The sequence below is a fragment of the Streptomyces sp. NPDC102270 genome (assembly GCF_044766405.1).
Classification (GTDB): Bacteria; Actinomycetota; Actinomycetes; order Streptomycetales; family Streptomycetaceae; genus Streptomyces.
This window is the reverse complement of sequence record NZ_JBIWLX010000025.1, coordinates 50,317-71,847: the sequence shown is the minus strand read 5'-3', so window position 1 is coordinate 71,847 and position 21,531 is coordinate 50,317. Positions and strand designations below refer to the sequence as shown.

The following is a 21,531-nucleotide window of genomic DNA, read 5'->3' as shown; positions in this document are numbered from 1 at the left end:
CACGCGAAACAGTCCAGCACCGGCGTGCGAGTCACCACGACGCAGCCCCAGCAACCGCACCAACATCCCGGGGCGAAGAGGCGACCCGAGCACCGCACCGACCCCGGGGCGCGATTGACACGGTCCCAGCACCGCACCGGCGTCCCGGTCTCCACGACACGGCCCGCCCACCGCACCGGCGTCCGGGTCACGTAAAGCGGCCCGAGCACCGCACCGACCTCCGGGTCACGCGAAACAGTCCACCACCGGCGTGCGAGTCACCACGACGCAGCCCCAGCCACCGCTAGTCGAACGCGTCCATCGCCCATCCCAGATAGGCGGCGACGAACGCGTTGCGCTGGTCCTTGGTGAGCCCCGTCGCCTGCTCTCGAACGGTCGTCAGCATGCCGGTCCTTCCCACGGTTCCGCAGGTGAGGCTAGGTCCGGGTGACGGGACAGGCAACGCACGCACGGGCAAAGCAAGAGCCACAATTCCCCCAAGCCGGGGACCCGTTCACAGGCCAGAGGCCGTGACTCACCCTTCGCACCCGCACAGGGCACGTTCGCCCACTAGCCCGCGAGGAAAGTGAGGCGCACCTTCCGCTGAGGGTTGTCCCTGTTCGTGTCCACCAGGCACACCGACTGCCAGGTCCCCAGCTCCAGCTGCCCGTTCACCACCGGCAGTGTGGCGTGTGGAGGCACGATCGCCGGGAGGACGTGGTCGCGGCCGTGGCCGGGGCTGCCGTGGCGGTGCTGCCAGCGGTCGTCGGCGGGGAGGAGGGTGTGGAGGGCGGCCAGGAGGTCGTCGTCACTGCCGGCGCCCGTCTCGATGATCGCGACGCCTGCGGTCGCATGCGGGACGAAGACGTTGAGGAGGCCGTCGCGGCCCGCGGCGGCCTCCCTCAGGAAGGCCTCGCAGTCGCCGGTGAGGTCGACGATCCGCTCCGCGGAACCGGAGGCGACGTTCAGGACTCGGGTGGTGAGAGCGTCTGACATGCCCCTATCCTCACCCCTCCCGCGGGATTCACTCGTCATGGACGGCTCATCCTGCGATACGGAGGTTCCAGTCCGCGAGACGCCATTGACCGTGGACACGCCGACTGGCTAGCTTCGGCCACATGTTGCGTTCAGTCCTGCTCACCACGCGCGGTCACATCGACCTGCTGCGGGTGGCCTCCGCCGCGTGTCGCCGCGGCTGCTGACGCCCCTTCCCTTTCTTCCCCCACCCTCGCTCCGCTGACGGACGCGTGCACTGATCCGTGCCGTCCTGTGCGGTGGTGTCGAGGCGTGCCCCTCACCGGCCGCTCTCCCCCTCCGTGGAGCATCATGAGCATCAGCCATGCCCCGCCCGGCTCGTCCGCACCCGACATATCGGAAACGTCCCGCCAGGATGCCGCCGAGCTCACCACCCCCGGCCCCGCTCCCGACCTCGAACCCATCGTCCCCACCTCCTCCCGCCGTACCCGCGTCCCCCGCTGGTTGCGCCGCACCACCGGTCCGGTCCTGCTGCTGGCGTTGTGGCAACTCCTCAGCAGCACAGGTGTGCTGACCGCCGACGTCCTGGCCTCCCCCGGCCGTATCGCCCAGGTCGGGGGCGATCTGATCGCCGACGGTTCACTGACCTCGGCGATGACGACCTCGCTCCAACGGGTCGCGGGCGGGCTGCTCCTCGGCACCGTCATCGGCACCGGACTCGCCCTCGTCTCGGGCCTGTTCCGGGTGGGTGAGGACATCGTGGACGCACCGGTGCAGATGCTGCGGACCGTGCCGTTCGTCGGTCTGATCCCGCTGTTCATCATCTGGTTCGGCATCGGCGAGGCCCCGAAGATCGCCATCATCACCCTCGGCGTGACCTTTCCGCTCTACCTGAACGTCTACGCGGGCATCCGTGGCGTGGACTCGCAGTTGATCGAGGCCGGGGAGTCCCTCGGTCTCTCCCGGTGGGGGCTCGTACGCCATGTCATCCTGCCGGGCGCGCTGCCCGGCGCCATGACCGGTCTGCGCTACTCGCTCGGCATCGCCTGGCTCGCGCTCGTCTTCGCGGAGCAGGTCAACGCGGACTCCGGCATCGGCTTCCTGATGGTGCAGGCTCGGGACTTCCTGCGCACCGACGTCATCGTGGTCTGCCTGATCGTCTACGCCTTCCTCGGCCTGCTGGCCGACTTCATCGTCCGCTCCCTCGAAAGGCTGCTGCTGCAATGGCGACCGACGTTCACCGGCCGGTGATCCCCCAGGTGTCCCGCACGTCCGACACGTCTGACACGTCTGACACGTCTGACACGTCTGACACCTCTGGCACAGTTGTCTCGCCCGGGGCTTCCGAAGCGTCCGAGGTGCCCCGCCCCGCGCAGGCCGTGCGCGTCGAAGGTCTGACCCGCTCCTTCGACGGCCGTGCCGTCATCGACAACCTCCGACTCGACGTCCGGCCGGGCGAGTTCGTCGCCCTGCTGGGCCGCAGCGGCTGCGGCAAGTCCACCCTGCTGCGCATCCTCGCCGGACTCGACCGGGACATCGAGGGCACCGTCCTGGTCCCGCGCCGCAAGGCGGTCGCCTTCCAGGCACCCCGGCTGATGCCGTGGAAGAAGGTGTGGCGCAACGTCCTGCTGGGCCTGCCCGGCAAGCCGGCCCGTGCCGTCGCGGACCAGGCCCTGCAGGAGGTCGGTCTGAGCCACCGTACGGACGCCTGGCCCAAGACCCTCTCCGGCGGCGAGGCACAACGCGCCTCCCTGGCACGGGCGTTGGTACGCGAGCCTGATCTCCTGCTGCTGGACGAGCCGTTCGGCGCGCTCGACGCGCTCACCCGGATCAAGGCCCAGCGCCTGGTGGGCGAGTTGTGGCAGCGCCGCGGCTGCGCGGTGCTGCTGGTGACGCACGACGTCGAGGAGGCCGTCCTGCTCGCCGACCGGGTCCTCGTGATGGACGAGGGGGTCATCGCGCACGAGCAGGAGATCGACCTCGACCGGCCGCGCGACATCACAGATCCCCGGTTCGCGGAGATCCGCGGGCAGCTCCTGGAGCGCCTGGGCGTCGACACCGCAGCCGAAGCCGCCTGAACTCCCCCACCCACAAGCCAAGTTCCACAGAACGGATCCCCCATGCGACGTCGCCTCGCCCCCGCCGCACTGCTCCTCCCCTTCGCCCTTCTGCTCACCGCCTGCGGTGGGAACGCGTCCGCCGGCACCGACACCGACGGCAAGGGCTCCCTCACGCTCGACGTCGGGGACCAGAAGGGTGGTTCGGAGGCGATCCTGCGTGCCGCCGGGGAGCTCGACAACCTCGACTACAAGATCAAGTGGTCCACCTTCACCTCCGGTCCGCCGCTTCTGGAGGCCGTCAACGCCAAGGCCGTCGACATCGGCGGCGTCGGCAACACCCCGCCGGTGTTCGCGGCCGGAGCCGACTCGAAGATCACGGTGGTGGCGGCCTGGCACGGGACGTCCAAGGGCGACGCCATTTTGGTCCCGAACGACTCCGAACTGACCGACCCCGCGCAGCTCAAGGGCAGGTCCGTCGCCGTGGCGCAGGGGTCCTCGGCCAACTACCAGCTGGTCGCCTCCCTCAAGAAGGCCGGGCTCGGTCTGAACGACGTGAAGGTCAAGTACCTCCAACCGGCCGACGCCCTCGCCGCGTTCACCTCCGGCAAGGTCGACGCGTGGGCGGTGTGGGACCCGTACACCTCGCAGATCCTCCAGTCGAAGCAGGGCCGCGTGCTGACGACCGGGGACGGCATCACCAACGGTCTGACCTTCCAGGTGGCGGCGCCGGGCGCGCTGAAGGACAAGAAGAAGGCCGCCGCGATCGACGACTACCTGAAGCGGCTGCGACGCGCCTACAAGTGGGTCTACTCCCACGAGTCGGAGTGGGCCAAGGTCTGGGCGAAGGAGACGGGGTTGCCCCAGGACGTGGCGCTGGCCGCGGTGAAGCGGACGTACACCACCCGGGTCGCGGTTGCCGTGGACCAACAGCTCATCGCCTCGGAGCAGGAGATCGCCGACACGTTCACCTCGCTGAAGCTGATCCCGGGGAAGGTGGACTTCGGGAATTTCGTGGACACGCGGTTCAACGGCGATCTGCCCGCGTCGGCCTCCGCGCCCCGCCCCTCCGAGGTCTGACCCGGGAAGATCCACGGCCTCGCCACCGTTAGTAGAACGTGAACAACACGCGCGAGGTCGAGGTAGTCGTCGTAGGCGCTGGACAGGCAGGTCTGTCCAGCGCCTACCACCTGCGCCGTACCGGTTTCGAGCCGGAGCGCGACTTCGTGGTGCTGGATCACTCCCCCGCCCCCGGCGGCGCCTGGCAGTTCCGGTGGCCGTCGCTGACGTACGGCAAGGTCCACGGCATGCACGCGCTGCCGGGGATGGAGCTCACCGGCGCCGACCCGCAGCGGCCGTCGTCGGAGGTGATCGCCGAGTATTTCACGGCGTACGAGCGCGCCTTCGACCTTCGGGTACGGCGGCCGGTGGACGTTCGTGCCGTGCGCGAGGGCGAGGGTGGCCGGCTGCTCGTGGAGACCTCGGACGGCACCTGGTCGACGCGCGCGCTGATCAACGCGACCGGCACCTGGGACCGGCCGTTCTGGCCGCGCTATCCCGGCCAGGAGACCTTCCGGGGGCGGCAGTTGCACACCGCGCAGTACCCCGGGCCCGAGGCCTTCACCGGGCTGCGGGTGGTCGTGGTGGGCGGGGGCGCGTCCGGCACCCAGCACCTCATGGAGCTCGCCCCGTACGCGGCCGCCACCACCTGGGTGACCAGGCGTGCGCCGGTGTTCCGCGAGGGCCCCTTCACCGAGGACATCGGCCGGGAGGCCGTGGCGCTCGTCGAGGAGCGGGTACGGCAGGGACTGCCGCCGAAGAGCGTGGTGTCGGTGACCGGCCTGCCGCTGAACGACGCGGTACGACAGGCGATCGCGGACGGGGTCCTCGACCGGCAGCCCATGTTCGACCGGATCACGCCCGAGGGCGCGGAGTGGAACGACGGGCGGCAGGTGGACGCCGATGTGATCCTGTGGGCGACCGGCTTCCGGGCCGCCGTCGATCACCTGGCCCCGCTGAAGCTGCGCGAGCCGGGTGGCGGGATCAGGGCCGAGGGCACGCGTGCGGTCGCCGACCCGCGCGTCCATCTCGTCGGCTACGGCCCGTCGGCGAGCACCATCGGCGCAAACCGCGCGGGCCGCGCGGCCGTACGCGACATCAGGCGACTGCTGACGGGGGCGCCCGCCGCCGCCTGACACACCGCCAAGGTCACCCCTTCCCAGCTGACTTGCTCTGGTTCTTGTTGAACTCGGTTACGTTGCGCCGGTGTTCGTCGAAGCTGTTGGTGAAGCGGGTGTCCCCCGGCTTCACCGTCACGAAGTACAGCCAGTCCCCCGGCGTCGGGTTGATCGCCGCGCGCATCGCGGCCTCACCCGGATTGTCGATCGGGGTCGGTGGCAGACCCATGCGCTGGTACGAGTTGTAGGGGCTGTCGATGCGCAGGTCGGCGCCGGTCGTCCGCAGCGTGGAGCGGTTCAGGGCGTAGTTGATGGTGGAGTCCATCTGCAACGGCATCCCGCGCTCCAGGCGGTTGAAGACGACCCGGGCCACCTTCCCCATGTCGGCCTCGGTCGCCGCCTCGGCCTGGACGATGCTCGCGATGGTGACGGCCTGGTAGACATTCAACGCGTTGCGCTGAGCGCCTGCCGCGACGGGGGCGCCGCTGAACTTCTTGTTCGCGGTGTCGACCATGAACGACAGCAGCTCCTCGGGCGTCGTCTTCCTCCCGTTGCGCTCCAGGGGATACGTCGCCGGGAAGAGGTAGCCCTCCGGATTGCCGTCCGCGTCGGCCGGCAGCCTGAGGTTCGCCTTGGCCAGGGATTTCTTGGCGGTGCCCGGAGGCCGGGCGAGGGCCTTGTCGACGGCGTCGTAGATCTGCCCGGCCCGCCAGCCCTCCGGGATCACCAGGGTGGCGGGCTCCTTCTCCCCCTCGCCCCGCAGGCTGAGCAGCGGCACCGCCACGGCGGTGCCGGCCACGACGGCCCCGGTCGCGATGAGGACGAGACGGCCCCGGCGCGTCAGTCGAATCGTGCTCCGTGGCGGAGGAGTGTTCCTGTACATGCGGGCACGGTAACCCGCATAACGTCACAAACCAGGCATATCTTCGGCTTGTCGGTTTCGGTTCAGCTGGTCGGTTCCAGTTCCGCGTCTTCGTGCGCGGGGTCCAGTCGGGCGTCCCGGCGTACGAGTTCCGCGTACCGTCCCTCCTTCTCCAGCAGTTCCTCGTGCGTACCGCGCTCGGCGACCCGGCCGGAGTCGAGGACCACGATCTGGTCGGCGTTCCGGATGGTGGACAGGCGATGCGCGATGGTGAGCGTGGTGCGGTTGGCCGACAGCGCGTCGATGGCCTCCTGCACGGCGTGCTCGGTACGGGTGTCCAGCGCACTGGTCGCCTCGTCCAGGATGAGGACGGGCGGGTCTCGCAGAATGGTCCGCGCGATGGCCAGGCGCTGCTTCTCACCACCGGAGAACCGGTGGCCGCGCTCGCCGACGACGGTGTCGTACCCGTCCGGCAGGGAGGCGATGTGGTCGTGGATCTGGGCCGCCCGCGCCGCCTGTTCGAGTTCCTCGTCGGTCGCGTCCGGCTTGGCGAAGCGCAGGTTGTCGGCGACCGAGGCGTGGAAGAGGTACGTCTCCTGCGAGACGACCCCGATGGCACGGGCGAGGGTGTCGAAGTCCAGGTCGCGGACATCGATCCCGTCGAGGGTGACCCGGCCGCCGGTCACGTCGTAGAGCCGCGGGACCAGATAGCCGAGCGTGGACTTGCCGGCGCCGGTCGGGCCGACGACCGCGAGACTGCTGCCCGCGGGGACGTCGATGTCGATGCCGTCGAGGATGGGGCCGCCCTTGCCGTCGTACCGGAACTCGACGTTCTCCAGGCGGACCTCGCCCTTGACGCGGTCGAGGTGGACCGGGTCCTCGCGCTCGGTGATGTCGATCGGCAGGTCGAGGTACTCGAAGATGCGCTGGAAGAGCGCGAGCGAGGTCTGGATCTGGACGCCGGTCGACAGCAGGCTCACGGCCGGGCGGAACAGGCCCTGCTGGAGCGAGACGAAGGCGACGATGGTGCCGATGGAGATGTCGGGGCCGCCGGCCTGGAGGGCGATGCCCGCGGTCCAGTAGATGAAGGCGGGCATCGCCGACATGACGATCCCGATGACGGCCATGCGCCAGCGGCCGGCCATGTTCGACCGCACTTCGAGGTCGACCAGCCCCTCGGACTCGTCGGCGAAGGACCGGGTCAGCGAGTCGGAGCGGCCCATGGTGCGGCCGAGCAGGATGCCGCTGACGGAGAGCGACTCGGTGACGGTCGCGGCCATCGCGGCCATCTGCTTCTGGCGCTGGGTGGTGATCTTCTTGCGCTCGTTGCCGACGCGGCGGCTGATCCACACGAAGACCGGGAGCAGCAGCAGCGAGACAACGGTCAGGCGCCAGTCCAGGGCGATCATCGCGACGATGGTGGCGATGACGCTGGTCAGGTTGGAGACCAGGGAGGTGGCCGTCGAGGTGACGGTGGCCTGCATGCCGCCGATGTCGTTGGCGATGCGGGACTGCACCTCGCCGGTGCGGGTGCGGGTGAAGAAGGCGAGCGACATGCGCTGCAGGCGGCCGTAGACCGCGGTGCGCAGATCGTGCATGACGCGCTGGCCGACCGTCGTGGAGATCAGGGTCTGGAGCACGCCGAAGATGCCGGTGAGGACGGCACTGAGGATCATGCCCAGCGCGAGCAGGCTGAGCAGCCCGGTACGGCCCTCGGGGATGGCCACGTCCAGCGTTTCCTTCAGCAGGAACGGGGTGGCCACGGTGACGAGGGAGGCGGCGGCGACCAGCAGGCCGACGACGGCGAGCTTCGCGCGGTAGGGCTTGAAGAGCCGGAGGATGCGGCGCACCTGACGGGGCTGGTCGGTCGAGGTGCCGGGGGTGGGGGTCCAGTCGATGTGATCGCGGGGCATGGTCTCCTACGGAAGGTGAGGTGATGCGGACTGACGGAGCCTAGCTCATTGTTACCTATGCTCACAATGAACCAGGTCCTGATATTGTTCCCGCATGACCACGCCAGATTCCGACAGCCTGCTCGCCGAGCAGTTGCTCAGGCTCACGCGCCGGGTGCACGGCATCCAGAAGCGCCAGCTCCATGAGCGCGGTCTCGGCGTGACCCCGGCCCAGTCCCGGCTGCTGCGCACCCTCGCGCACTGGGACACACCGCCCCGCATGGCCGATCTCGCGGAGCGGCTGGAGGTGGTGCCGCGTGCGGTGACCACGCTCGTCGACGGGCTGGAAGCGAGCGGCAAGGTGCGCCGGGTGCCCGATCCGGCGAATCGCCGGGTGATCCGCATCGAGCTGACCGAGGACGGCCGCAAAACCCTTCAGGGACTGAGGGATGTGCGCCGGGCCGCCGCGGAGGAGATCCTCGCGCCGCTGACGGACGAACAGCGGGACGTACTCGGCGGACTGCTGGACATGCTGGTGGACGGGCAGCACTGAGCGCGGGCGGCACCGACGAGGGCAGCATTGCGCGAAGGCAGTACTGGGCGAAGGCAGTACTGGGCCAACAGGCCGCGGCCACCGTTCCGTACGACGGGAGCGGTGGCCGCGGCCTGTTCCGTCAGGCGTGTCAACCGACCTCGGGGGCGGGTTCCTTGGCGTGTTCCTTGGCGGGCTGAGCCGGTACCAGTGCCTCCACTACGGTGGGCGCGGTCTCGCCGTCCAGCACCCTCTTGGCCTTGTCGATGTCCAGCGCCCCCTCCCAGCGGGAGACCGCGAAGACCGCGACACAGTTGCCGAGCAGGTTCGTCACGACGCGCATCGAGTCCATGATGCGGTCCACGCCGAGGAGCAGGGCGACTGCACCGGCGGGGATGGCGCCGAGCGAGGAGGCGGTCGCGGACAGGGCGAGGAAGGCCGAGCCGGGGATGCCCGCCATGCCCTTACTGGTCAGCATCAGGACCAGTACCACGGTGATCTGCTGCCCCAGGCTCAGGTCGACGCCCACCGCCTGGGCGATGAACAGAGTGCCGATGGAGAGATAGAGGGAGGCGCCGTCCAGGTTGAAGGAGTAACCGGTCGGCAGCACCAGACCCACGGCGTCGTCGCGGGCGCCGGCCTTGCGCAGCTTCTGCATCACGCGCGGCATGACGGACTCGGTGGACGCGGTGCCGAGCGCGAGGAGCATCTCCTCGCGGATGTAGCGCAGGAACTTCCAGAGGCTCAGCCCGGCGACCGCCTTGAGCGCGACGGCGAGCAGGGCGATGAACAGGGCGGCGGCCGCGTAGCACAGGACGATCAGCTGGGCGTAGGTCTCGATGACGCCGAGGCCGTACTGGCCGATCAGGACGGCCATCGCGCCGAAGACCGCGATCGGCGCGAGGCGCATCACGAAGCCGACGACCGCGAAGATGATCTCCTGGGCCTGCTCGATGGCGGGCAGCACCTGCGGCACCTTGGTGTGGCCGAGGTGCAGCAGCGCGGCGCCCACCAGACAGGCCAGGATGAGCACCTGGAGCAGGGAGTTCTCGGCGAAGGCGCCGATGAAACTGGTGGGCAGCGCGTTGACGATGAACTCCGTCGTCGAGGGCAGGTGGCCGCCGCCGGTCTTGGCGTCCACGGCCGCGGTGTTGAGCGTGGCCGGGTCGACGTGCATCCCCGAGCCGGGCTGCACGATGTTGGCGGCGAGCAGGCCGATGATCAGCGCCAGCGTGCTCGCGACCTCGAACCAGATCAGCGCCTTGAGCCCGATCCGGCCGAACGCCTTCAGGTCACCGGCCTTGGCGATGCCGACGACGACCACGCAGAACACGAGCGGCGAGATGATCGTCTTGATGAGGCGGGTGAAGCCGTCGCCGAGCGGCTGGAGGTCCGAGGCGAAGCCGGGCCACACCTTTCCGACGAGGATGCCGAGCACGAGCGCGCAGGCGACCTGCGCGAAGAGTGAGGTACGCAGTATGCGTGCGACGCGTCGCGGCAGGGACGGGACGGACGGCGGCACGGGCACTCCTTGAGCGGTGGGGACGTACAGAAGCCGGGGGAAGACTTCTGCGATACGGAAAGCGGTTTCCGTGCCATCACTCTGGAGGGACGGTTGATCACGCGCGAGACCGCCGCGTTTCGGCCGGGTAAATCACCTGGCCTGTGACGCATCGCACACGATGTGCCTCAGCCGCGCGATCAGCGGGACGTCGACCGTGTACGTGGCGTCGCTCACGTAGGTGTCGTCCGGCCGGTGCCACCGCGTACGGTCCGGGCTGGGGCGCGGCCGTCGACAGTGACCGACTCGTCGTTCGAGGCTTGTTGCCGAAGACGGGGGCCGGTGACAACGCACTGGAGGGACGGCGCCTTCGACGGCACCGCCAGGTACCGGTGTCGAGTGTCAGCACCCGGTCCGCGGCGAGGCCTCGCGCTCGCTCCGGGTGGCGCCTCCCCGACGCCCTCAGTCCCTCAAGTTCGCCCTGTCTCCCATCACCACCACAGGACGCCGGTCCGGATCAAGCGTGCGCAGCAGATACCGCATCGCCGACCTGGACACGCTGGCACAGGCCGACGTACCGCTGCCGTGGTCCATGTGCAGCCAGATGCCGCCGCCCTTGCCGTAACCCCCGGGCCGCGTCTGGTTGTTCGGCGGGGTGCCCGTGACCCGGTTGTAGTCGATGGCGATGACGTGGTCGAAGTCGTGCCAGTAGGTCCTTGGCCACCAGCGCGGGGCCGCGATGGCGGCGGACGTCTTGTACGGCAGCCGGGCCCCGGGGTCAGGGAGCGCGCCGCCCGCGTCGCTCAGCGTGAACACGCCGACAGGGCTGTGCCTGTCGCCCTCGCTGTGGTCGGTGGTCCAGCCCTTCTTGCCGTTGTACGCGGGCCAGCCGCGGACCCGGTCCCAGACGGAACCACGCTTGGCGTAGAGCTCGACGGTGGCGTCCGGGGAGTCCTTGCCGTCGCCGTAGACCGCGACGACCTGGCGGGAGGCCGCGGGGACGCGGCGCTGGAGACGGTCGCCGACGCCGGGGATACGGGTCGGTCGGTCCGCGGGTTTGCCGGCGACTTTCGCGTGGGTGTTGCCGGTGCCTGCCGAGCCCGGACCGCCGCATCCTCCCAGGGGGGTCAGCAGCGCACCCAGGAGCGTCGTCGTCACCACGGCAGGCCGTGCGCCTGCACCTCGCATCGCTCCATGGTCGCGCCGCGAGCGCAGGAAGGCCGCTTCCACGAACGCAGCCGGATCTGTCCGGCACGGCGGAAAACCTGTTGCCTCCGACCACGCTCTGCCGCGAACCTTTCACGGTTTGCAGCCGCCGTGTGCGGCTCCCTCCCACCCCCCTGACACGAGCCACTGGGACGTCACACGTCATGCAGATCCAAGACCTTCCGTACCCCGACCCGGGAGTGCCGGACGCCCGCTCGGGCCCCCGGTTCCTGTGGTGGCTCTTCAGGAACCAGCTGGGCGGACAGCTCAAGTCACTGGCCTGGGGACTGCTGCACTTCCTCTCCATCTCCGCGCTGCCCTTCTGCGTCGGCGTGGCCATCCAGGCGGTCGTCGACCACTCCGGCCGCCGACTCGCCCTCGCCGGCGGCCTGTTGGCGCTGTGCTGCGCCGGCAGCGCGCTCGGCGACACCTTCCTGCACCGCACCGCCGTCACCAACTGGATCACGGCGGCCGCACGCGTCCAGCAACTCCTGGCCCACAAGGCCGCGAACCTGGGCTCTGCGCTGACCCGGCGGGTCGCGGCAGGCGAGGTCGTGGCCGTCTCCACCGGCGACGTCGAGAAGATCGGCTGGTTCGTGGAGGCATGGTCACGGTTCACCGCGGCGGCGGTCACCGTCGTCGTGGTCTGCGCCGGCCTGGTCGTCTACCAGCCCGCACTCGGCGGGGTGGTCGCCGTGGGCCTGCCCTTCCTGGCCCTCGCGGCACTGCCCCTGCTGCCCCGCGCGACCAAACGCGCCGACTTCCAGCGCGAGAAGGCCGGCCGCGCCACCGAACTGGCCTCCGACACGGTCGCCGGCCTGCGGGTGCTGCGCGGCATCGGCGGCGAGGAACTCTTCCTCGACCGCTACCGCGAGGCCTCCCAGGAGGTCCGCCACGCGGCCGTGCGCAGCGCCCGGATGTGGTCCCTGATCGCCGCGATCCAGGTACTGCTGCCGGGGCTGCTGCTGATCGCGGTCGTCTGGTACGGCGTCCATCTGGCCCGGCAGGGCCGCGTGGAGATCGGCGAACTGGTCGCCGTCTACAGCTCGGTCATGATCCTCACCTATCCGCTGCGGCACTTCGAGGAGATCGCCATGGCGTACTCCTTCTCCCGGCCCTCGGCCACACGGGCCGCCCGGGTGCTGTCGCTGGAGCGGGCCACGTCCGCCGAAGGCTCGCGGGACAGGGCCGGGGACGACCTGCCGAGCGGGGATCTGTACGACCCGGCCACCGGTCTGCTCGCCCCTTCCGGCCGGCTCACCGCGGTGGTGTGCGGCGACCCGGACGCGGCGGGGCTGCTGGCCGAGCGCCTCGGCGGGCACCCTTCGGAAGTGGGCACGTCGGTGCTGCTGGGCGGGGTGCCGCTGAACGAGCTGCCGCTCGGCTCGGCGCGCACGGCGGTCCTGGTCCAGGACAAGGACCCGGTCCTGCTCTCCGGGACCCTGCGCGACCTGCTCGACGTGCCCGCCTCGGGTGCCGTCGGCGCCGAGGAGGCGCTCGCGGCCGCGCAGTGCGCGGACGTGCTGGCGGCCCTGGTCCAGGGATCCCTCGACACCGAGGACCCTATGGACGCGCGCATCACCGAACGCGGGCGATCCCTGTCGGGCGGCCAGCGCCAGCGGCTCGCCCTGGCCCGGTCCCTGTTCACCGACCCGGAGGTGCTCGTCCTGGACGAACCGACCTCCGCCGTCGACTCGCACACCGAGGCACGGATCGCGCAGGGCGTGCGGGACCTGCGGGCCGGACGCACCACCGTGGTGTTCACCTCCTCGCCGCTGCTCCTGGACCACGCCGACCGCGTGGTGCTCGTGCACGAGGGCGAGGTCGTGGCGGTCGGCGTGCACCGCGAACTGGTGCGCAAGGAGCCGCGGTACCGGGCGGTCGTCACCCGCGAGACCGACGAAGAGGCGGCCCGCGACGGCGTACGGAACGAAGACGCCGTACTCACCGAAGACGCCGTACTGAACGAAGACGCCGTACTGAACGAACTGGAAGAGATCGAGGAGACAGCATGATCGGCGTGGCGCCACCGGCCTACGACCCGGCGGCACCGACGACGGCGAACACCCTGCCCGTCGGAGCCACCGCGACCGTACGCGCCTACGTGGCCGAGCTGTTCCACCGGCACCGCCGCGCCTTCGCGGTCCTCGTCGGCGTCAACACCGTCTCGGTGGTGGCCTCCATGGTCGGCCCCTGGCTCCTCGGCGACCTCGTCGAGCGGGTGTCGGACGGGGCTCGCGAACTCCATCTGGAGCTGACGGCCGGGCTGTTCGTGATCGCACTGCTCGTGCAGGCCGTGTTCGTACGACAAGTGCGGCTGCGCGGTTCGATGCTCGGTGAGCGCATGCTGGCCGACCTGCGCGAGGACTTCCTCGTGCGGGCGGTCGGCCTGCCGCCTGGTGTCCTGGAACGGGCCGGGACCGGTGACCTGCTCTCCCGGATCACCACGGACATCGACCGGCTCGGCAACGCGATGCGCGAGGCCGTGCCCCAGCTGGCGATCGGCGTGGTGTGGGCGGCCCTCCTCCTCGGCGGGCTCGTGATCACCGCGCCGCCCCTGGCCGCGGCCGTGCTGCTCGCCCTGCCGCTGCTGGTGATCGGCTGCCGCTGGTACTTCAAGCGGGCGCCCTCGGCCTACCGCTCGGAGGCCGCCGGGTACGCCGCCGTGGCCGCAGCGCTCGCGGAGACCGTGGACGCCGGACGCACCGTCGAGGCGCACCGGCTGAGCGCGCGCCGCATCGAGCTGTCGGAGCGGCGGATCAAGGAGTGGACGGCCTGGGAGCGGTACACGCTGTGGCTGCGGTCGGTGCTCTTCCCGTGCATCAACGTCAGCCACGTGATGATCCTTTCGTCGGTGCTGATGGTCGGCGGGGTGTTCGTCCTCCAGGGCTGGATCGGGGTCGGCCAGCTGACCACCGGCGCGCTGATCGCCCAGATGCTGGTCGATCCGGTCGGGCTGATCCTGCGCTGGTACGACGAGCTGCAGGTGGCCCAGGTGTCGCTGGCCCGGCTGGTCGGAGTCCGGGACATCGAGCCGGCCGGCGCGGACTCCGGGCTCGCTCCCGAGGGGCGGGACGTCCACGCGGACCGGGTGCACTTCGGCTACCTGGAGGGCGTGGACGTCCTGCGTGAGGTGTCCCTTCAGGTCGCGCCCGGCACCAGGCTGGCGCTGGTCGGCCCCTCGGGCGCCGGCAAGTCCACACTGGGCAGGCTGCTGGCCGGCATCTACGCGCCCCGGGACGGCCGGATCACCCTCGGCGGGGCCGAGCTGTCCCGGATGCCCGCCGAACGGGTCCGTGAGCACGTGGCCCTCGTCAACCAGGAGCACCACGTCTTCGTGGGCTCCCTGCGCGACAACCTCCTGCTCGCCCGGACGGACGCCACGGACGCCGAGCTCTGGGCGGCCCTCGGCGCGGTCGACGCGGACGGATGGGTGCGGGCGCTCGACGACGGCCTGGACACCGAGGTCGGCTCCGGCGGACTCACCGTCACTCCGGCCCAGGCCCAGCAGGTCGCCCTGGCCAGGCTGGTGCTGGCCGACCCGCACACGCTGGTCCTGGACGAGGCGACGTCGCTGCTGGATCCCCGGGCGGCCCGTCACCTGGAACGCTCCCTGGCCCGCGTCCTCGACGGCCGCACCGTGGTCGCCATCGCCCACCGCTTGCACACCGCCCACGACGCGGACGTCATCGCCGTCGTCGAGAACGGCCGCATCAGCGAACTGGGCAGCCATGAGGAGCTGGTCGCGGCGGACGGGGCGTATGCGGCGTTGTGGAGGTCTTGGCACGGGTGAGGGGGAGACGGGGCGGGGCGAGTGTCTGGGTGTGTCCTGTGCCAGGTGCTGGAGATGTTCGGGCGCACTGCAGGTCGTACCCCTGCGAAGCCCGATGCAGCCATGCACCCGGCCCCCGGACCAGGGCGCAGCCCACACCCCGGCCCCCCGCATAACCCCCGCTCCAGCGAGCGCAGCGACCACGTGGCGTTGCGCAGTGCCGAAAGGGGGTGGAAGGCTGGACAGCAGCACCGGCTCAGGGAGCGCCCGCGGACGGCACGGTTCGACGGCGGGCGCGGCAAGTGCCCCGTGAGCCCGTGGTCCGCCCCGGGCCGCGGGAGGACCGGGTCCGTCCCCCTTCACCTGGAGGTACCCGTGGACAGCTCCGACGGATGGGGAGACGACGTCTACCAGCCCGACGACTCCGAGATCCAGGACGACGCGGGTCTGCTCGACGCGGAGGACACCCTGGAGGACGACGGAGTCGGTGACCCCCTCGACCGCGGCTGGTCCCCGCCGGAGCGACCGTGGGCGGTGGAGCACAGCGGTGTGACGGCCGCGGAGCGCCGGCAGGGCGAGACGCTGGACCAACGACTCGCAGAGGAGACGCCCGAGCTCGCGCCGGCCGACGGTGACGGCATCGGTGACTGCGACGGCACCGACGGCGAGCTCCTGGACAACGAGGTCGGCGCGATGCGTTCCGGCCGTCTCGTGGCCCCCGACGAAGGGGCCCACGAGGACGAGGAGAGCGCGCTGATCGCCACGGACGTCGGCATCGACGGTGCCGCCGCGTCCGCGGAGGAGGCCGCGATGCACATCGTCGACGAGGAGTACCTGCCCGGCTGACCGCTGCGGCTGCCCGGCCGCTTCCACACCGTCCACTCCGTCCACCGTCGCACTGCCCATGCCGTATTCCGCGCCTCCCGAGGAGCAGCCATGCAGCAGGACAAGCACCCCGACTACCACGAGGTCGTCTTCCGCGACCGCTCCGCCGGCTACGCCTTCCTGACCCGGTCCACCGCCACCAGCGACCAGACCATCGAGTGGGACGACGGCGAGACCTACCCGGTGGTGGACGTGGAGATCTCCTCCGAGAGCCACCCCTTCTACACCGGCAAGGCGCGGACGGTGGACTCGGAGGGACGCGTGGCCGCCTTCGAACGGCGCTACGGAGGCGGGACCGGTCAGGGCAGCTGACGGGGGCCTGCGGCGCCCCGGCCTCAGATGAAGTTGAGGGCCGCCGCGCAGCCCACTCCCCCGAGCAGCATGAACGCCGGCATCAGCACCTTCAGCTCCACCCAGCTGCCCGCCCGGAAGCGCATGACCTTGGGCGGGCCGATCGGGTACCAGCGCTTGCGGCCCAGCGGGATCGGCCACAGGATCGGGCAGCCGGAGACCGTCAGCGCGTCCCCGATGTCGTGCACGAGCGCGCCCAGCACGACCGGCAGCCCCAGCCACAGGTACTCCTGGCCCGGCTGCGTGAACAGCCAGTCCGAACCGTTGCCAGGCTTGTCCAGGACGCCCGCGACGATCCAGGCGCTGGCCGCGGCCAGCAGCCAGACCAGGACGTCCGCGCTGGAGCCGCGAGTCGCCCGCCACAGCAGGCCCTCGATCGCCAGCACCAAGTGCACGAAGAGGATCGTCAGCACCGCCCAGCGGCCACCGGTGATCGCCGCCACCGAGCAGCCCGCGCCGATCAGCACCGCCCACAGCCAGGTGTGGGTGAGCGTGCGGTGCCCGCCGGAGCGACGCGGGTCGCCCTGCTTCCTGGTGGCCTTGTAGACGGCGTACGAGAGCTTGTCGACGATTTCGCACAGGGCCCATGAGATCGGCCCGAAGGCCCGCGAGATCGTGGCCGCCTTGTGGTCGAGGTCGGGAGCGAGCGCGGCGCCCGCGCAGATCAGGGCTCCGGCCAGCAGCACGGGCCACGGCATGGTGTGCCCCGTGGCGGCGGCGGCCGCGCCTACGCCCAGCCAGGCCGCGGCGCCCGACAGTGAGTGTGCTGGTCCCATCATCGGCGTTGATCGCCCCGTTCCTCTTGTGCCACTGTCCAGTTGACCGGCTGCGCTGACGCTCCGTCGGCGACACAGCGTACTGGTCGTGATCTTCGGCCTCGCATCCGATTCCCCCATCGGGCATCCGGGCAGGCAAGATGGGTGGGTGACCCTCATCGATCAGCTGCCGCCGACCGCCGACCCCGACGCCCTCTACGAAGCCTTCGAGTCGTGGGCCGAGGAGCGGGGTCTGACGCTCTACCCCCATCAGGAGGAGGCGCTGATCGAGGTGGTCTCCGGCGCGAACGTGATCGTGTCGACGCCCACCGGGTCGGGCAAGAGCATGATCGCGGCGGGTGCGCACTTCGCCGCCCTCGCCCGTGACGAGGTCACCTTCTACACCGCGCCCATCAAGGCGCTCGTGTCCGAGAAGTTCTTCGAGCTGTGCAAGATGTTCGGCACGGAGAACGTCGGCATGCTGACCGGCGACGCCTCCGTCAACGCCGACGCTCCGGTCATCTGCTGCACCGCAGAGGTGCTCGCCTCGATCGCGCTGCGCGACGGCAAGAACGCGGACGTCGGCCAGGTCGTCATGGACGAGTTCCACTTCTACGCCGAGGCGGACCGCGGCTGGGCCTGGCAGATCCCGATCCTGGAGCTGCCCCAGGCGCAGTTCGTCCTGATGTCGGCCACACTCGGCGATGTCTCGATGTTCGAGAAGGACCTGACCCGGCGCACCGGCCGGCCGACATCGCTGGTCCGCTCGGCGACCCGGCCCGTGCCGCTCTCCTACGAGTACAAGTTCACCCCGCTCACCGAGACGCTGACGGAACTCCTGGAGACCAGGCAGGCACCGGTGTACATCGTGCACTTCACGCAGGCGCAGGCCGTGGAGCGGGCGCAGGCGCTGATGAGCATCAACATGTGCACGCGCGAGGAGAAGGAGCGGATCGCCGACCTGATCGGGAACTTCCGCTTCACCACCAAGTTCGGCCGCAACCTCTCCCGTTACGTCCGGCACGGCATCGGCGTCCATCACGCCGGCATGCTGCCCAAGTACCGGCGGCTGGTGGAGAAGCTCGCGCAGGCCGGTCTGCTGAAGGTCATCTGCGGGACGGACACCCTCGGCGTCGGTGTCAACGTGCCCATTCGCACGGTGCTGTTCACGGCGCTGACCAAGTACGACGGCAACCGCGTCCGTACCCTGCGCGCCCGCGAGTTCCACCAGATCGCCGGCCGCGCGGGCCGGGCCGGCTACGACACGGCGGGCTTCGTCGTCGCCCAGGCTCCTGAGCACGTCATCGAGAACGAGAAGGCGCTCAACAAGGCGGGCGACGACCCGAAGAAGCGCCGCAAGGTCGTGCGCAAGAAGGCACCCGAGGGGTTCGTCGGCTGGACGGAGAACACCTTCGAGAAGCTGATCACCTCCGATCCGGAGCCGCTGATGTCCCGCTTCCGGGTCACGCACACGATGCTGCTGTCGGTGATCGCCCGTCCCGGCAACGCCTTCGCGGCCATGCGGCACCTCCTGGAGGACAACCACGAGCCGCGCAAGCAGCAGCTGAAGCACATCCGGCGGGCGATCGCCATCTACCGCTCGCTGCTGGACGGCGGCATCGTCGAGAAGCTCGACGAGCCCGACGCCTCCGGCCGCATCGTCCGCCTCACCGTGGACCTGCAGCAGGACTTCGCGCTCAACCAGCCGCTGTCCACGTTCGCGCTCGCCGCGTTCGAACTGCTCGACCCCGAATCGCCCTCCTACGCCCTGGACATGGTGTCCGTCGTGGAGTCCACGCTGGACGACCCCCGGCAGATCCTCGTGGCCCAGCTGAACAAGGCCAAGGGCGAGGCCGTGGCCGCGATGAAGGCGGACGGTGTCGAGTACGAGGAGCGCATGGAACGCCTCCAGGACATCACGTACCCGAAGCCCCTGGAGGAGCTGCTCTTCCACGCGTACGACACCTACCGCAAGAGCCACCCCTGGGTCGGCGACCATCCGCTCTCCCCGAAGTCCGTCATCCGCGACATGTACGAACGGGCGTTGACCTTCACGGAGTTGGTCTCCCTCTACGACCTCGCCCGCACCGAGGGCATCGTCCTGCGCTACCTGGCCGGCGCCTACAAGGCGCTCGACCACAACATCCCTGACGACATCAAGTCCGAGGACCTGCAGGACCTGATCGAATGGCTCGGCGAGACGGTCCGCCAGGTCGACTCCAGCCTGCTGGACGAGTGGGAGCAGCTCGCCAACCCGGAGGTGATGACCGCCGAGGAGGCCCAGGAGAAGGCCGACGAGGTCAAGCCCGTCACCGCCAACGCGCGCGCCTTCCGCGTCCTGGTCCGCAACGCCCTGTTCCGCCGCGTCGAACTCGCCGCCCTGGACCAGGTCGAAGAGCTCGGTGAGATGGACGGCGAGGCCGGCTGGGACGCCGACGCCTGGGGCGAGGCGATGGACAAGTACTGGGACGAGTACGACGACCTCGGCACCGGCCCCGACGCCCGCGGCCCCAAGCTTCTGCAGATCGAGGAAGAGCCGCAGAACCGGCTGTGGCGCGTCCGGCAGACCTTCGCCGACCCGAACGGCGACCACGACTGGGGCATCAGCGCGGAGATCGACCTCACCGCCTCCGACGCGGAGGGCCGTGCGGTCGTCCGGGTCACCGACGTCGGCCAGCTGTGAGCCACCAACCGGCTGTGAACACAGGAGAATCCCACCCATGACGAACCCGGCCGAGAGGCTCGTCGACCTGCTCGACCTGGAGCAGATCGAGGTCAACATCTTCCGTGGCCGAAGTCCGCACGAGTCCCTCCAGCGGGTCTTCGGCGGCCAGGTGGCGGGCCAGGCGCTGGTCGCCGCCGCCCGCACCACGGACGGCGAGCGCCCGGTGCACTCGCTGCACGCGTATTTCCTGCGCCCGGGCCGGCCCGGCGTACCGATCGTGTACCAGGTCGAGCGGGTGCGCGACGGGCGGTCGTTCACCACCCGCCGGGTCACCGCAGTGCAGCAGGGCCGCACGATCTTCAATCTCACCGCCTCCTTTCACAAGCCTGAGGAAGGTCCCTTCGAGCACCAGCTGCCTCCCGCCCGCAAGGTCCCGCCGCCGGAGTCCCTGCCGACGGTCGGCGACGAGATCCGCGAGCATCTGGGCGAGCTGCCCGAGCAGTTGGAGCGGATGGCGCGCCGCCAGCCCTTCGACATCCGGTATGTCGACCGGCTGCGATGGAGCGCCGAGGAGATCAAGGACGCCGAGCCGCGCAGCGCGGTGTGGATGCGCGCGGTGGGGCCGCTCGGGGACGACCCGGTCGTGCACACCTGCGCGCTGACCTACGCGAGCGACATGACTCTCCTGGACGCCGTCCGCCTCCCGGTCCAGCCCCTGTGGGGCCCGCGGAGCTTCGACATCGCGTCGCTGGATCACGCCATGTGGTTCCACCGGCCGTTCCGCACGGACGAGTGGTTCCTGTACGACCAGGAGTCGCCGATCGCGACGGGTGGACGCGGTCTGGCCCGTGGCCGGATCTACGACCTGGAGGGACGTCTGCTGGTGTCCGTCGTCCAGGAGGGGCTGTTCCGGCCGCTGTAGGTCGGGCCTAGGTCAGGCGCTTCTGCGGCGGAGCCGGCCCAGCAGCCCGCGGGGCGGTTCCTGCGACGCCGGCTCCCCCGGGGGCAGTGCGGGCGGGGCCTGCCGGGCTGCCGGGCGTGGCGCGGGACGGAACCGGCGCGCGTCGGCCAGGACTTGGGCCAGCTCGGTCCTCAGCCATGCGATCTCGGCCGGGTCGTCCGACGTCATGATCTTCTCGATGAGGTGGGCGGCGGGTGAGCCCTGCGCCCCGTGCGCAGGCGGTCCCGGCCGGAAGCGGCCCAGGTGGGACCGCTCGTAGGGGTCCGGGACGAGTTCCGCGATCTGGACGGGGTCGAGGAAGGCGGCGAGGGCTCCGGCGCTCTCCCAGGGGTCTTCGGCCAGACGCAGCAGGAATCCGCGGTGGCGTCCTCGCCAGTTGCGGGCGCGCAGGTCCACGCCCTCGTCGAGCATGTCGCGCAGCCCCTCGGGCAGACGCCGCGCGGTCAGCAGCGGGGTGTTCTCCTCGACTGCCGTGAACTCCTCCAGTTCGTCGGCCAGATACAGCCACACGACGGCCCGGTACCGGTTCAGATAGAAGCGCACCGGCGAGAACAGGCCCAGGCGCGCCAGGCGGGTGAACCTGCCGACGGAGATCTCCATGGCCTCCGCGCCCTCGGTGGTGCCCACGAGTCGTACGCGTTGACGCAGTGCGTCGGGGAAGCCGCCCGTCGCCCGCAGCCGGTCGATCTCGGAACGGCTGACGCGTCGGCCTCCGCCCCCTTCGTCGGGCACCGTCCGGATCTGGCCGAGGTGTACGGCGAGGTCGAATTCGCTTCGCTTGAGGCCCAGTTCCCGCGCGGCGCGGCTGGGGGCGTAGGCGTTGTGGTGAAGTGGCGTGATGGTGTTGCTCGTCATGGTCGCTCCCCCGTGGAGTCGTCGCTCACGCTGTGTGCGTTCGCCGTGACAGAAACCGTAGCCGGTGGGGCGGGATGCGTGGCGAGCCTGTGGATAACTCCAGCGG

The 21,531-nt window shown here is 70.4% G+C and carries 19 protein-coding genes; 12 read left to right on the top strand and 7 right to left on the bottom strand.

Annotated elements, in window-relative coordinates; all coding sequences use genetic code 11:
- Positions 1–549 precede the first annotated feature (549 nt).
- Positions 550–975 carry a secondary thiamine-phosphate synthase enzyme YjbQ gene (locus ACIRP7_RS39890; protein ID WP_403670136.1) on the bottom strand — a complete coding sequence of 142 codons (426 nt, stop codon included), beginning with the start codon at positions 973–975 and terminating at the stop codon, positions 550–552.
- Between the two features lie 122 nt (positions 976–1,097).
- Between ACIRP7_RS39890 and ACIRP7_RS39885 the strand changes: the two genes are divergently transcribed.
- From ACIRP7_RS39885 to ACIRP7_RS39865, 5 genes are all read left to right on the top strand, one after another.
- Positions 1,098–1,181 (top strand): putative leader peptide, encoded by an 84-nt coding sequence (locus ACIRP7_RS39885; protein WP_350495123.1) that lies wholly within the window; start codon positions 1,098–1,100, stop codon positions 1,179–1,181.
- A gap of 124 nt (positions 1,182–1,305) precedes the next feature.
- A complete protein-coding gene (locus ACIRP7_RS39880; protein ID WP_403670133.1) occupies positions 1,306–2,205 on the top strand; it encodes an ABC transporter permease in 900 nt (299 codons plus the stop codon).
- Complete coding sequence (locus ACIRP7_RS39875) at positions 2,178–3,032, top strand: ABC transporter ATP-binding protein (RefSeq protein ID WP_403670131.1); 855 nt, start codon at positions 2,178–2,180, stop codon at positions 3,030–3,032. The genes ACIRP7_RS39880 and ACIRP7_RS39875 overlap by 28 nt, the downstream gene beginning before the upstream one ends.
- A 42-nt stretch (positions 3,033–3,074) precedes the next feature.
- Positions 3,075–4,091: an ABC transporter substrate-binding protein gene (locus ACIRP7_RS39870; RefSeq protein WP_403670129.1), complete on the top strand. Its 1,017-nt coding sequence runs from the start codon at positions 3,075–3,077 to the stop codon at positions 4,089–4,091.
- A 38-nt stretch (positions 4,092–4,129) separates the two neighbouring features.
- Positions 4,130–5,206: an NAD(P)-binding domain-containing protein gene (locus ACIRP7_RS39865; RefSeq protein WP_403670126.1), complete on the top strand. Its 1,077-nt coding sequence runs from the start codon at positions 4,130–4,132 to the stop codon at positions 5,204–5,206.
- Between the two features lie 13 nt (positions 5,207–5,219).
- Here the strand turns inward: ACIRP7_RS39865 and mltG are convergent, their stop codons facing one another.
- A complete protein-coding gene (mltG, locus tag ACIRP7_RS39860) occupies positions 5,220–6,071 on the bottom strand; it encodes an endolytic transglycosylase MltG (protein WP_403670124.1) in 852 nt (283 codons plus the stop codon).
- Between the two features lie 62 nt (positions 6,072–6,133).
- Positions 6,134–7,963 carry an ABC transporter ATP-binding protein gene (locus tag ACIRP7_RS39855; RefSeq protein WP_403670121.1) on the bottom strand — a complete coding sequence of 610 codons (1,830 nt, stop codon included), beginning with the start codon at positions 7,961–7,963 and terminating at the stop codon, positions 6,134–6,136.
- A 94-nt stretch (positions 7,964–8,057) separates the two neighbouring features.
- Between ACIRP7_RS39855 and ACIRP7_RS39850 the strand changes: the two genes are divergently transcribed.
- Positions 8,058–8,495, top strand: a complete 438-nt coding sequence (locus tag ACIRP7_RS39850; protein WP_403670119.1) for a MarR family winged helix-turn-helix transcriptional regulator — start codon at positions 8,058–8,060, stop codon at positions 8,493–8,495.
- Between the two features lie 130 nt (positions 8,496–8,625).
- Here the strand turns inward: ACIRP7_RS39850 and ACIRP7_RS39845 are convergent, their stop codons facing one another.
- Both ACIRP7_RS39845 and ACIRP7_RS39840 read right to left on the bottom strand, forming a co-directional pair.
- Complete coding sequence (locus ACIRP7_RS39845) at positions 8,626–9,996, bottom strand: cation:dicarboxylate symporter family transporter (protein WP_403670116.1); 1,371 nt, start codon at positions 9,994–9,996, stop codon at positions 8,626–8,628.
- 441 nt (positions 9,997–10,437) lie between these two features.
- Complete coding sequence (locus ACIRP7_RS39840; protein ID WP_403670114.1) at positions 10,438–11,163, bottom strand: hypothetical protein; 726 nt, start codon at positions 11,161–11,163, stop codon at positions 10,438–10,440.
- A 182-nt stretch (positions 11,164–11,345) separates the two neighbouring features.
- On the opposite strand from ACIRP7_RS39840, the gene ACIRP7_RS39835 reads away from it, so the two are divergent.
- The 4 genes from ACIRP7_RS39835 (at position 11,346) to ACIRP7_RS39820 (ending at position 16,150) form a co-directional block, all read left to right on the top strand.
- Positions 11,346–13,196 carry an ABC transporter transmembrane domain-containing protein gene (locus ACIRP7_RS39835; protein ID WP_403670111.1) on the top strand — a complete coding sequence of 617 codons (1,851 nt, stop codon included), beginning with the start codon at positions 11,346–11,348 and terminating at the stop codon, positions 13,194–13,196.
- On the top strand, positions 13,193–14,974 hold the full coding sequence (locus tag ACIRP7_RS39830; protein ID WP_403670108.1) for an ABC transporter ATP-binding protein: 1,782 nt from the start codon (positions 13,193–13,195) through the stop codon (positions 14,972–14,974). The genes ACIRP7_RS39835 and ACIRP7_RS39830 overlap by 4 nt, the downstream gene beginning before the upstream one ends.
- A 354-nt stretch (positions 14,975–15,328) precedes the next feature.
- The gene (locus tag ACIRP7_RS39825; protein ID WP_403670105.1) at positions 15,329–15,799 is read left to right on the top strand and encodes a DUF5709 domain-containing protein; all 471 of its coding nucleotides are present in this window, start codon (positions 15,329–15,331) and stop codon (positions 15,797–15,799) included.
- A 90-nt stretch (positions 15,800–15,889) separates the two neighbouring features.
- On the top strand, positions 15,890–16,150 hold the full coding sequence (locus ACIRP7_RS39820; protein WP_020118411.1) for a type B 50S ribosomal protein L31: 261 nt from the start codon (positions 15,890–15,892) through the stop codon (positions 16,148–16,150).
- A gap of 23 nt (positions 16,151–16,173) precedes the next feature.
- Here the strand turns inward: ACIRP7_RS39820 and ACIRP7_RS39815 are convergent, their stop codons facing one another.
- A complete protein-coding gene (locus tag ACIRP7_RS39815; protein ID WP_403670102.1) occupies positions 16,174–16,968 on the bottom strand; it encodes a metal-dependent hydrolase in 795 nt (264 codons plus the stop codon).
- Positions 16,969–17,113: 145 nt separating this feature from the next.
- Here ACIRP7_RS39815 and ACIRP7_RS39810 point away from each other — a divergent pair, with 145 nt between their 5' ends.
- Both ACIRP7_RS39810 and ACIRP7_RS39805 read left to right on the top strand, forming a co-directional pair.
- Positions 17,114–19,627, top strand: a complete 2,514-nt coding sequence (locus ACIRP7_RS39810; protein ID WP_403670099.1) for a DEAD/DEAH box helicase — start codon at positions 17,114–17,116, stop codon at positions 19,625–19,627.
- Between the two features lie 37 nt (positions 19,628–19,664).
- Positions 19,665–20,531, top strand: a complete 867-nt coding sequence (locus tag ACIRP7_RS39805; protein ID WP_403670096.1) for an acyl-CoA thioesterase — start codon at positions 19,665–19,667, stop codon at positions 20,529–20,531.
- A gap of 12 nt (positions 20,532–20,543) precedes the next feature.
- Here the strand turns inward: ACIRP7_RS39805 and ACIRP7_RS39800 are convergent, their stop codons facing one another.
- Positions 20,544–21,425, bottom strand: coding sequence for a DUF6397 family protein (locus tag ACIRP7_RS39800; protein ID WP_403670093.1), 882 nt, complete (start codon positions 21,423–21,425; stop codon positions 20,544–20,546).
- Positions 21,426–21,531: the final 106 nt, after the last annotated feature.